14 protein-coding genes are annotated in these 11,618 nt (G+C 65.2%); 6 read left to right on the top strand and 8 right to left on the bottom strand.

Annotation, left to right across the window (positions count from 1 at the left end; all coding sequences use genetic code 11):
- The first annotated feature begins 12 nt into the window (after positions 1-12).
- From otnI to VM94_RS05030, 5 genes are all read left to right on the top strand, one after another.
- Entirely contained in the window at positions 13-795 is a 783-nt protein-coding gene (gene otnI, locus VM94_RS05050; protein ID WP_046682459.1) for a 2-oxo-tetronate isomerase, read from the top strand.
- Positions 796-883: 88 nt separating this feature from the next.
- Positions 884-1,696, top strand: a complete 813-nt coding sequence (locus VM94_RS05045; protein ID WP_138828867.1) for a hypothetical protein — start codon at positions 884-886, stop codon at positions 1,694-1,696.
- On the top strand, positions 1,681-2,154 hold the full coding sequence (locus tag VM94_RS05040; protein ID WP_052755523.1) for a hypothetical protein: 474 nt from the start codon (positions 1,681-1,683) through the stop codon (positions 2,152-2,154). Before VM94_RS05045 ends, VM94_RS05040 begins: the two co-directional genes overlap by 16 nt.
- 83 nt (positions 2,155-2,237) lie before the next feature.
- The gene (locus VM94_RS05035) at positions 2,238-2,657 is read left to right on the top strand and encodes a VOC family protein (RefSeq protein ID WP_046682458.1); all 420 of its coding nucleotides are present in this window, start codon (positions 2,238-2,240) and stop codon (positions 2,655-2,657) included.
- Between the two features lie 110 nt (positions 2,658-2,767).
- Complete coding sequence (locus tag VM94_RS05030) at positions 2,768-3,139, top strand: TraR/DksA family transcriptional regulator (protein ID WP_046682534.1); 372 nt, start codon at positions 2,768-2,770, stop codon at positions 3,137-3,139.
- Positions 3,140-3,315: 176 nt separating this feature from the next.
- Here the strand turns inward: VM94_RS05030 and phbB are convergent, their stop codons facing one another.
- Positions 3,316-4,062 (bottom strand): acetoacetyl-CoA reductase, encoded by a 747-nt coding sequence (phbB, locus tag VM94_RS05025; RefSeq protein ID WP_046682457.1) that lies wholly within the window; start codon positions 4,060-4,062, stop codon positions 3,316-3,318.
- A 168-nt stretch (positions 4,063-4,230) separates the two neighbouring features.
- Between phbB and VM94_RS05020 the strand changes: the two genes are divergently transcribed.
- Entirely contained in the window at positions 4,231-5,097 is an 867-nt protein-coding gene (locus VM94_RS05020; RefSeq protein ID WP_034758861.1) for a universal stress protein, read from the top strand.
- A gap of 20 nt (positions 5,098-5,117) precedes the next feature.
- Here VM94_RS05020 and VM94_RS05015 read toward each other — a convergent pair whose 3' ends face one another.
- The 7 genes from VM94_RS05015 to VM94_RS04985 form a co-directional block, all read right to left on the bottom strand.
- Positions 5,118-5,471 (bottom strand): hypothetical protein, encoded by a 354-nt coding sequence (locus VM94_RS05015; protein WP_046682456.1) that lies wholly within the window; start codon positions 5,469-5,471, stop codon positions 5,118-5,120.
- A gap of 196 nt (positions 5,472-5,667) precedes the next feature.
- Positions 5,668-6,234 (bottom strand): glycine zipper domain-containing protein, encoded by a 567-nt coding sequence (locus VM94_RS05010; RefSeq protein ID WP_046682455.1) that lies wholly within the window; start codon positions 6,232-6,234, stop codon positions 5,668-5,670.
- A gap of 105 nt (positions 6,235-6,339) precedes the next feature.
- Positions 6,340-7,083 (bottom strand): amino acid ABC transporter ATP-binding protein, encoded by a 744-nt coding sequence (locus VM94_RS05005; protein WP_046682454.1) that lies wholly within the window; start codon positions 7,081-7,083, stop codon positions 6,340-6,342.
- Complete coding sequence (locus VM94_RS05000; protein WP_046682453.1) at positions 7,080-7,772, bottom strand: amino acid ABC transporter permease; 693 nt, start codon at positions 7,770-7,772, stop codon at positions 7,080-7,082. Before VM94_RS05000 ends, VM94_RS05005 begins: the two co-directional genes overlap by 4 nt.
- Positions 7,772-8,449 (bottom strand): amino acid ABC transporter permease, encoded by a 678-nt coding sequence (locus VM94_RS04995; RefSeq protein WP_046682452.1) that lies wholly within the window; start codon positions 8,447-8,449, stop codon positions 7,772-7,774. Before VM94_RS04995 ends, VM94_RS05000 begins: the two co-directional genes overlap by 1 nt.
- Before the next feature lie 20 nt (positions 8,450-8,469).
- Positions 8,470-9,300 (bottom strand): transporter substrate-binding domain-containing protein, encoded by an 831-nt coding sequence (locus VM94_RS04990; protein ID WP_046682451.1) that lies wholly within the window; start codon positions 9,298-9,300, stop codon positions 8,470-8,472.
- A gap of 95 nt (positions 9,301-9,395) precedes the next feature.
- Positions 9,396-11,498, bottom strand: a complete 2,103-nt coding sequence (locus VM94_RS04985) for a serine hydrolase domain-containing protein (protein WP_046682450.1) — start codon at positions 11,496-11,498, stop codon at positions 9,396-9,398.
- Positions 11,499-11,618: the final 120 nt, after the last annotated feature.

Here is an 11,618-nt window from a genome sequence, read left to right as displayed (position 1 = left end):
CTGCGTGCCGCCATGCCGAACTTCGCTGCCAACCTCAGCATGATGTTTACCGAACTGCCCTTCCTCGACCGCTTTGCCGCCGCCAGGGAAGCGGGCTTCGATGCCGTCGAATTCCTGTTCCCCTATGCCGTCGAGGCGCGGCAGATTGCCATGCGGCTGGAACGCCACCAGCTGCAGCTGGCCGTCTTCAACTTTCCGCCCGGCGACTGGGAACACGGCGAACGGGGCATTTCCTGCGACCCGCGCCGGGGCGAGGAATTCCGCAGCAACGTGCAGCTGGCCCTGAATTATGCGCTGGCGCTGGGGGCGAAGCAGCTGCACTGCATGTCCGGCATCGTGCCGCCCGGCATGAGCCTGGAACGGGCGCGGCAAAGCCTGATCGGCAACCTGCAATTTGCGGCCGACGCCTGCCGTCCGCATGGCATCAACGTGCTGATCGAGCCGATCAACCACCACGACATGCCCGGTTACTTTCTGAACCATAGCCAGCAGGCGGCCGACATCATCGCCGACTGCCAGCGCAGCAATATCTTCCTGCAGTACGACGTTTATCACATGCAGCGCATGGAGGGCGAGCTGAGCAACACCATCCGCGCCATGCTGCCCCTGATCCGCCACATCCAGATCGCCGACACGCCGGGCCGCCACGAACCGGGCACGGGCGAGATCAACTACCGCCACGTGTTCAAGCTGCTGGACCAGGTCGGCTACGCAGGCTGGGTCGGCTGCGAATACCGCCCCGCCAGCGACACCGTTGCCGGACTGGGCTGGCGCGAGCAATTGACGGGCGCCTGATCGCAGCCTGCTTGCGCCCGCACAAGGCGGGTAGCGCAGGCCGGCACGACAATACCTTTCCATACAGTATTTCCTGTCGAGAGGTGACGTGTCCGCCCTGCCCGCCCGCCATCGCCGCGCCCTTTATCTTTGCATCCACCTCTGCCTGGCTGCCGTGCTGTGCGGCTGCGCCACCGCGCGCCCCGAGCTTGCGCAAGTGCGCGCCCTGGCCGCCGGCAACGAGGCCTTGAGCGCCTTCAGCGAACTGTCGCAACGCCACGTCGACAGCTACCAGCGCGCCCGCCCCTATCTGTCGCCCGCCGAAGACGCGCGCGAACGCCTGCTCGATGCGCAGCGCCGCGCCGCGCAGGCGGACGCCGCGCGCCTGGCGCAGGCCGTGCGCCTGTACCTGCAGGCTCTGGGCCGGCTGGCCGATGCCGACGGGTACGACGTGCGGCCGGAACTGGCCGGCGCCGGCGCCGCCCTCCGCGCCTGGCCGGGCAGCGGCATCGACGACCGCCATGTGAGCGCCTACACTTTGCTGCTGCAACAACTGTCGCGCCTGAGCGGCGAGGCCAGCCAGCAGACACACCTGGCACAAGTGCTGCACGATGGCGACGCGCCGCTGCAAGCCCTGCTGGCCGCGCTCGACAGCTTGCTGGCGCTGTACGACAAAAGCGGCGACAACGAGCGCGACATGGTGCTGGGCTTGCTCGACGTGGAAATCGCGTATGCGGACACGCCGCAGCAGCGCCTGCTGGCCGTGCTGGCGAAAAACATGCAGCAAAGCAAAACCGAGGAATACCGCCTGGCTGGCTTGCGCCATACCCTGGCGCGCCGGCAACTGGCGGCACTGGGGCGCGAGCACGCCCGGCTCGCCGCCACCCTCACCACCACGGAGGCAAGATGGACGGATCGGTAGGCAGGAGCAACAACAGCGAACGCCGCGAAGCGGCCCTCAGCAGCGCCATGCGCGTCGAGCAACTGGCCGACAGCCTGTCGCAGGCGGCCGTCACCCTGCACGGCGCCGTCATGCGCGCCATCCGCAAGCGCGCCAGCCAGGGCGCCGACGGCATCAGCCACAGCCAGGCGCAAGCCGTCTTCGCCCTGGAAGTGGCCTTGCGCCAGCAAGCCAACCAGCTGTATGCCGATGCGGCCGGACACACGGTGGCGGGCCTGGAAACGGCGCAGCGCCAGCTCAGCGGCCTGCTCGACACGGTGCGCCTGCGCATCGCCCGCAACGACGACGTGCGACACTGGATCAGCCTGGCGACGAGCTTGTTGCACCTGGGCAGCGCCGTGCTCGCAGGCAACCCCGAACGCATCCTCAGCACCCTGGGCAAGGTGCGTGAGCGGCTGCAAGAGATGGCGCCGGAGTGATTGAAATCGGCCGGCGAGCGCCTATACTGGGACCTCCCCGCCTGGCAATCGTGCCTGCGGGACGATGACCAGAGGAGACCAAGATGCGTATCGAACCGTATTTGCAATTCAATGGAAACTGCGCGCAGGCGCTCGAATACTACCGCCAGCACCTGCATGGCACCGACTTGTGCCTGATGCCATTTCGGGGCACGCCGGGGCAGGAGCAAGTCAAGGAAGACTGGTATGACAAGATCATGCACGGCTCCGTGCAGCTGGGTCCCACCATGCTGATGGGCTCGGACGGCGGCTGCACCGAGGATGGCGCCAAGGGCATGAGCGGCTGCTCGGTCTGCCTGACCGTCGATACACCGGAAGAGGCGGAGCGGGTCTTCGCCGCACTGGCGCGTGACGGCGCCATCCAGATGCCCATGGAAGAAACGTTCTGGGCCAAGCGCTTCGGCATGCTGAAAGACCAGTTCGGCGTCGCCTGGATGGTCAACTGCCTGAAAGAGCCAGCATAGAACGGCCGCTGCCAGCCTGCGCCGCGTCAAACGCGGCGCGGGTGGTAGCGCAAGCAGAGCCGCCAATCTTGGACTACCATGATGGAAGTAACCTCTACCGGGTGATGGCCATGAATGGATTGCCGCAAGACCAGCTGCAGCGCCTGCAAGGCGTGCTGGAGCAACGCAAGCTTGCGTTGCTGGAACAGATCGAGAACGAAGCGGCCGAAGCGGACGCGCGCGCCTCGCTGCTCAATGAAGTCGAAGCCTCGCCGGCCGACAATGCCAGCGTGCGCACCTTGAACGCCCTCGTCAGCGAAGCGGCCGAGCACAACCTGGCGCAGCTGGCCATCATCAAGCACGCGCTGGCCAGGTTTGCCGATGGCAGCTACGGCCTGTGCGACAACTGCGGCGAAGCCATCGGCCTGTCGCGCCTGAACGCCCGCCCCGAAGCACGGCTGTGCATCGATTGCCAGACGCGGCTGGAAAAAAGCCAGCGCTGACTAACACGCTGAGCACCATGACGGCGGCGCAACAACAAAGGGCAAGGCATCGCTGCCCTGCCCCCTGTATTACAGCGTGACTGCCATTGCCTGACGTCCGCCGCCAGCGTCTGTGCGCCAGCTGGGTGGACGGGTCTCCTCTACTGCCATTGCCTCTGTGCAAGCTGTACGCTTGCTTAACTCATGTGCTGTCCGCCATTGATGGCGATGTTCGCGCCCGTGACAAACGCGGCCTCGTCCGACGCCAGGTAAGCGACCAGGGCCGCCACCTCGTCCGGCTCGCCCAGGCGGCCCAGGGGAATTTGCGGCAGGATCTTCGTTTCCATGATATCGGCCGGCACGGCCGTCACCATCTGCGTACGCAGGTAGCCGGGCGAGACCGTGTTGACGGTGATGCCGTGGCGCGCCACTTCCAGCGCCAGCGCCTTGCTGAAGCCATGCACGCCTGCCTTCGCGGCCGCGTAGTTGCACTGGCCAAACGCGCCCTTCTGGCCATTGACGGACGAGATATTGATGATGCGGCCCCATTTATGTTCGAGCATCGGTTCGAGCACCTGCTTGCTCATGTTGAACAGGCTGTCGAGATTGGTACGCATGACCTCGGACCAATGCGGCAATTCCATCTTGCGCATGCTCTGGTCGCGCGTGATGCCGGCGTTGTTGACCAGCACGTCGATGCGGCCGAACTGCGCCAGCACGCTGGACACGGCCTCGCTGCAGGCAGCGAAATCCGTGACGTCGAGGGACAGCGGATGAAAATAATACTGCTGCGCCTGCTGCTCGTCGAGCCAGCTTGCCACCCGCGCATTGCCCGGCGTATGCGCGGCCACAACGGCAAAGCCCGCCCCATGCAGGCGGCGGCACAAGGCCGTCCCCAGGCCGCCCATGCCGCCCGTGACCAGCGCTACTTTTTGCTCCTTCATGACTGTCTCTCCCCGCTTGTTATGGTTGTTCTGCGTGGCATCAAGTGTAGGAGCAGTTTTTATAGCCAGCCTTGCGCCAGATCAAGTGCTCAGCCTGATGCAGTCGTGCGCGGCCGGCACCCCGGACTGTGCCAGAATGGCCGCTACTGCACAGCGAGAGGACAGGCCATGACATACAAGACCGTATTGCTCCACATCGACGACAGCGCCGGGCGCGCCGCCCGCATCGAAGCGGCAGCCAGCATCGCCCAGGCTTGCGGCGGCCACCTGACGGGCGTGGCGCTGACGGGCGTGTCGCGCCTGCTGTACCAGAACCAGCCCGACCTCGATGCGGACCCGAACCTGAGCTTGCATCTGAATTTCCTGCGCGACCGGGCCACGCGCGCCCTCGACGGTTTTGAAGCGCAAGTGCGCGCGGCCGGCGTCGCTTCGTTCGAACAGCGCGTGCTCGACGACGAGGCGGCGGGCGGCATCAGCCTGCTGGCCCGCTATGCGGACCTGGTCGTGATCAGCCAATACAATGCCAAGGATAAATCGCCGTCCGTGATGCGCGACTTTCCCGCCTATGTGCTGCTGCATTCGGGCCGTCCCGTGCTGATCGTGCCGTATGCGCCGCCGCTGCCCCTGCTGGCGCCGCCGGCGGCCGCCCGCAATGTGCTCATTTCCTGGAATGCCAGCAAGGAAGCGAGCCGTGCCGTGAGCGCCGCCCTGCCCCTGCTGCAGCGCGCCGGGCAAGTCCACGTGGCCATCTTTGACGCCCAGGTGCATGCCGCCGAGCACGGCGAACAACCGGGCGCGGAACTGACGCAATACCTGGCGCGCCACGGCGTGGAAGCGCGGCTGCATTTGCTCGATGGCGGTGGCGTGCGGCGCGGCGATATCGGCGAAGCGCTGCTGTCGCAGGCTGCCGACCTGTCGGCCGACTTGCTGGTGATGGGAGCGTATGGCCATTCGCGCCTGCGCGAAACCATCCTCGGTGGCGTCACGCGCACGATTCTGCAAAGCATGACGATCCCCGTGCTGATGGCGCACTAGGGATTATTCAAAGGGGCGGGCTAGCCGCCCTGCCAGGGCTGGCTGCGGATCTTCGCCACCTGGCGCTGCGCCAACCACTGCCACAGCTGCAGGGCGTCGTCCTGCGGCAGGGCCGACATGTGGCGCGGCGTGGCCAGGGCGATTTCGCAATCGCGGTCCGACCATTCCTCGAAAGTGACTTCGCCTCCGCTAGCGACCTCGACCTGATACATCAAACCATCGTCGTAGCCGAAGCGCAACAGGACGGCGGCTGGGCTGCCGTCCGGCGCACCACCACGGTAGACCTCGGCCAGCGCATCGGCCAGCTGTGCCGGCGAGGGCGCGCAGATGTCGCGCCCATCGGCCCGTGTCAGAATGAACCATGCCTGTGTCATGACGCGACCTCCTATTCATACTCGTTAGCATGCGAGGCAAGTACTACAGGCAGTCACCTTGGTCCAGTGTCACTTGGGGCGCGCGGAAACTATCCCTGTCGGCATTGTTTACCAATAATTACGAATACTAACAAGGATCATACCTAAATTTCATGCAGCGCGGAATTTATGCATATTCCACGGCTGGTGCGCCGGTTCACGCCACCAGCACGGGTATGCTGAGCGGGTCGAAATCATGCCAGTCGCCATTGGCGATCGTGCCTTCCGCTTCCTCGATATGCTCGGCGCCCAGCCGGTGCAGCGCCTCGAGCGCCCGTTCGCGCTCGTCGGGACCGCCCAGCGCGACGGCGATCAGCATGCCCGGATGACGGGGCTGGCGGCGGTTTTCGCCATTCCCCTCGCCATTTTCTTCGGACTCGCCCGCATCCTTCATCTTGTTGAAACTGTAGAGCGAACCCACGTGGGCGCCCACCAGCGCTCCCACCACCGGGCCCAGCGGCCCTGTCGCCAGGGTGGTGGCCGCGCCGATGCCCGCACCCACGGCAGCCCCGACGGCCACGCCTTCGGCGACGCCCTCCGGCGTCTCTTTCGCGCCCGGCGACATGTCGCGGTCGCCGCCGAGCGCATGCAAGTCGTGCTGACCCGGCTGGTTGACAAAGAAGGAACTGATGCGGCTATCGGGAAAGCCCGCCTGGTTCAGGGCCGCGCGCGCGGCGTCTATCTGTTCCTGCAACTGAAAATGACCTGCGATGATGCGTGACATGGTACGGCCCTCCTGGTCGGCTGCTGGCGCACCGTGCGCCGCTTGCCTGGCTAGCGTGCGCTTGCCGCCGGCGAAATACCGTTCGCTTGCGCACACAGCCGCCAATCATGCGGCCGCGCCGAACGGGCTGCGGATATCGGACAGGAATTGTTGTGCGCGCGCATGTTGCGGCCGCACAAAGAAATCCCCGGGCGTGGCCCGTTCCAGCACTTGCCCGTGGTCCATGAACCAGACCCGGTCCGCCACGTCGCGCGCAAAGCCCATCTCATGCGTCACGCACACCATCGTCATGCCGCCCTGCGCCAAGTCGCGCATCACTTGCAGCACCTCGCCCACCATTTCCGGGTCCAAGGCGCTGGTCGGTTCGTCGAACAGCATCAGCGGCGGCTGCATGGCCAGCGCGCGGGCGATGGCCACGCGCTGCTGCTGGCCGCCCGACAGGGCCGCCGGCATGGCGCGCGCCTTGTGCGCGAGGCCCACCCGTTCCAGCAAGGCCAGCGCCCGCTCTTCCGCCTCGCGCCGGGTCAGGCCGCGCAGGCGCTGCGGCGCCAGCGTGCAATTGTCCAGCACGGACAAATGCGGGAACAGGTTGAATTGCTGGAACACAAAACCGATATGCGAGCGGAAGGCATTCACGTCCAGCCCCGGCGCGTAAATGTCCTGGCCCGCCACCGTGATACGGCCCGAAGCAATCGCTTCGAGGCGGTTGAGGGTGCGGATCAGGGTCGACTTGCCGGAGCCGGACGGCCCGCACACGACCAGCACCTCGCCCTTGGCCACATGCTCGTTGATGCCATTCAAGGCGTGATAATCGCCATAGTATTTATTGACGTTGTCAAAGTTGATCATGCTGCCGCTTTCAAGAGACGCGCCTGGCGCCGCTCGAGCCAGAAGGCGGCGCGCGACAGGCTGAAACATAAAGCAAAATACGTCATGCCCAGCAGGAAATACACTTGCACGGGTTTCGTCAGCACCAGGCCATTGACTTGCGTAGCGATGAACGACACTTCAGCCAGGCCGATGATGGTTCCCAGCGACGTTTCCTTGATGGTCGAGACGAACTGGTTGACCAGCGAAGGCAGCATGTGGCGCAGCGCCTGCGGCAGCACGACCTGGCGCATGCTGTCCAGATAAGTCAAGCCCAGGGAACGGGCCGCCTCCACCTGCCCCTTGGGCACGGCTTGCACGCCGGCCCGCACGATTTCCGCCAGATAAATGCCGTCGAAAATGACGAGGGCCGCCAGCATGGTGCCGAACTGTCCGCTTTCATGGCCGGTAATGCTGGGCAGGAAGAAATAGGCCCAGAAGATGACGAGCAGCAAGGGGATGCCCCGTACCACGTGGATCAGCGCGGCGACGGGCCAGCGCAGCAGCCGCCAGGGACTGAGGCGCGCCAGCCCCAGCAGCAAGCCGAACGGCAGACTGAGCACCAACGCCAGGCTGGCCAGCAGCACCGTCAATGCGAGGCCGCCCAGCGGCCCCTCGGGATAGCGGCCGACGAGAAAATACAGCCAATAATCGTGGAGCAGTTCCAGCATCAGGACACCTTCTTTTGCAGCAAGGCCGCCAGGCCCGCGATGAGCAGCGAAACGGCCAGATACGCCGCGCTGGCGAAGACAAACGCGTCCACGCTGCGGAACGAGGCCGCTTCCACGCGCTGCGTCTGGTACATCAGCTCGGCCACGCCGATGACGGTGGCGATGCTCGTGTTTTGCCACAGGTTCAGGGTTTGCGACAGCAGGGGTGGCGCGGCCAGGCGCAGTGCCTGCGGCACGATGCACAGGCGCATGGTGGCAAGAAAACCGAAACCCAGCGCCCGGCCCGCTTCGAATTGCTGGGCTGGTATGGCGCGGATGCCGCTGCGGATGTCTTCCGCCATGTAGGCGGCCGTGTACAAAGTCAGGGCCGCGATGGCGCTGGCGGCTTCGATATTGCCGGCATACAAGCGCTCCTTCCACGTGTCGGGCAGCAATTCGGGCGCGCCGAAATACCAGAACAGGAAGTGGGCCAGCAAGGGCACGTTGCGGATCAGCTCGACATACGCGGCGCCCAGCCCGTTGAGCAGGCGCGACGGCGCCAGGCGCAGCATGGCCACGCCGCACGCGAGCGGCAGGGTCAGGAGCAAGGTGATGCCCATCAGTTGCAATGACAACAGCAGGCCGGACAGCAGCCAGTCGCGGTAGTCGCCGGCCAGCAAGAAGTTCAGATCAAACATGCGGAAGAGCCAGGCAAGGTTCAGGCGTCGATCTTGTCCGATTCAATCCTAAATGTGCGTTTCTGGAATTTCACATTGCTCGTCGGGCCATACCATTTGAAGAACAGCTTTTCCGCCTCGCCGGATTTTTCCAGTTCCCGCAGCACCTTGTCGACGGCTGTTTTCACGCCCGTCTCGCCCTTGCGGATGCCGAAGGCAAACACTTCCTGGCTGATGTTTTGCGGCAGCACGATATAGTCTTTTTGCGCGGCGCCCAGCTTGGCGTAGTTGTTGAGCAGCGAGACTTCATCGTCGACATAGCCGGCGCCTTTTCCCTGCTGCAAACCCAGGTACGCCTGGCCCGCCGTCTCGAACGTCACCACGTCCACGCCGGGCACGGCCTTGCGGATATTCGGCTCCTGCGTGCCACCCTTGACGGTCAGCACTTTCTTTCCGGCCAGGCCAGCGACCGTCGTGATATTGCTGCTCTTTTTGACCAGCACGCGCTGGCCCGTGTAAAACGTCGACAGGGAAAAATCGATCAGCGCTTCACGCTCCTTGTTGTGCGTCAGTGATGCCGTCAGGATGTCGATGCGGCCCTGCTGCAATTCGGGAATGCGGGCGGCCACGGCCAGCTGCTTGATCACCGGTTTGACGCCGAGGCCCTGGGCGATGGCGCGGCACAAGTCCACTTCATAGCCGACCAGCTGGCGCGACCTGGCGTCGATGAAACTGTTCGGCTCGTCCGTACCCAGGGTGCCGCAAACCAGCTCGCCCTTCGCCTTGATGCTGGCCAGCTGGTCCGCTTGCGCCACCTGGGTGAAGGCGATGGTGGTGAAAAGAAGCGCGGCGAAGTGAAGACGGGTCTGCATGGGATTCCTCTGGTGGATAACGAATGCCGCCATTAGACCGCGGCGCTCTTATTTCCAAAAAGGAATCTTTTCACCCATGTTTATGCAGATTTCATCTATGGCGCCAGCGCCTTCGTCTCACCGCCAAGACGGATGATCGCCGCTTTGGCTCCCACGGCGCCCGGATAGCGGGGGTCGAGCTGCAGCGCCTGGCGGTACTCTTCGATGGCCTGCGGGCGCAAGCCTTGCTCCACATAAAAATCGGCCAGGCTGTCGTGCAGATTCGCGTCGCGCGGATGCAGGCTGACGGCCGCTTGCAGCACGGCCATGCCTTGCGCCACGGCGCCGCTGCCTTTCAACCGATAGGCTTCCAGGTTCAGCGCCGCCGGACTGGCCGCACCCAGCGGATCGCGCTCCAGCGCCAGGCGCAGGGCCGCGAGGGCCGCTTCCTTCTTGCCGGCGCGCAGCAGGGTCAAGCCTTGCAGCGCATGCGCGCGGTCGCTGAGCGGATACAGTTCCACGGCCAGGCGGCTGGCCGCCAGCGCCGCCTCCGCCTCGCCGCGCGCGGCCGACGCTTGCGCCAGTTCCTGCAGCTCGGGCACGAAATCGGGATAGGCGCGCTGGCCGCGGAAGGCCGTGCGCAGCTGGCCATCGAGTGCGTCGATGGAGGCGGGCGCGGCCGGCCAGGCGATGCCGGCCGTGCGGTCCCAGCTGCCAGCCAGGGCCACGATGGCTTGCTCGAAAACGGGATCGAAGCGGGGCAAGGCACCGGCCTTTGTGCCTTGCGACAACAGGACATAGTCGCGCGCAAACGCCAGCGCGCCGCCGCGCGCGTATTGATTCAGGTCGACGCCCGCCTCGCGCAACTGCCTGGCCATGCTGGCGCCGGCCGTGAGAAACACGCGGCCGCCTGCGGGATGGCGGGCCGCGTCGATGAAGGCGCGCGCCGCCCTGGCCTCCGGCGCCAGCGCTTGCCGGTTGATTTGCGTAAAGGCTTCGCGCGTGGCGGCCGCATCGGCATACGGCTGATCCGTGCGCTCCGCGTATGACCTGCCTTCCTCGAACAGGCCTTGCGCCACCTGGTACGCGCGCTGCGCGTCCTCATCGGCGATATACGTGTTCAGCTGCCACGGTTCGCCCGTAACCACCTCGAACAGGCGCTGCACGAACGCCTCGGGATTGACGCGCTCGAGGTTGGCGGCGACGGCAAGGGTCAGCTTGCGCGATGGAAAACTGTACAGATAGGTGACGGTTTCCGGCTGCTGGCCGCTGTGGGCGATGGCGTAGCGCCCGCCCGTCGGGACGACTTCCCAGCCCATGCCATAGTCCGTCAAGCGGCCGGCGCGCGTGGCCATCGGCTGCACCATGGCAGCCACGCTGGCCGCCGACAGTACCTTGCCTTCATGCACACCCCTGCCGAACGCCAGCATGTCAGGCACGCTGGCGCGCGTGCCGCCGGCGGAAAAGCGGCTGCTGATGTCGACAAATTCCGCATTTTTCCACTCCTTGCCGGCCAGCCGGTAGCCGCGCACGCGATGGGCGATCACGGCGTCCGGGTCATCCATCACGATGGTGTCCATGCCCAGCGGCCCCCACACGTGGCGCCGCATGTAGCCGCCATAGCTTTCGCCCGAGGCACTCTCGATGACGGCGCCCAGCAGGTTGTAGCCATAGCTGGTGTAGCGGAAGCGCGTGCCCGGTTCGGCGATCAGGTCGAACTGTTCGAAGACGGCGATGGACTGGCGCGTATCCTTGTGTTCCTTGAAGTGCTTCTCCGCCTTGCTGTTGCGGTAAGCATCGATGCCGCCCAGGTGGCCCAGCAACTGGCGCACCGTCACGGGAAACGGTTTGACGGGGAAATACGGCACATAGGTTTGCACGGGTGCATCCAGGTCGATCTTGCCCTGTTCGACCAGTTGCAGGATGGCCACCGCCGTCATGGGCTTGGTGACGGACGCCAGCCGGTAGCTGGACCGGGCCGTGGCCGGCACACGGTTTTCCAGGTCCGCATAGCCATAGCCTTTGACCCACTCCACGTCGCCCTGGCTGAAACCGACGGTGACGCCCGGGATGCGTGCCTTGTCCATGCGTTGCGCCACCCAGCCGTCGAAGTCGGCCAGGCGCGCGGCCAGCGCCGGAGAGGGAGCGGAAGCGGCCTGCGCCGCACCGCAGAACAGCGCCAGCGCGCCGGCGAAACCGTAGTATTTGCTGCTTTGCATAATCAATATTCCATGGTGAGGGCCGTGTCCACAGCACGGCACTGATGCATGGTAAGTGTCTTTTACACACCGTTGGCGGGCCGTGCACGAACTGCACGTGGCCAGCACGAACGGCACCGA

Source organism: Janthinobacterium sp. KBS0711 (genome assembly GCF_000988085.1).
GTDB lineage: Bacteria > Pseudomonadota > Gammaproteobacteria > Burkholderiales > Burkholderiaceae_D > Janthinobacterium > Janthinobacterium lividum_E.
Note: the sequence above shows the minus strand (reverse complement) of the source record. Positions and strands in the feature narration are given on the sequence as shown.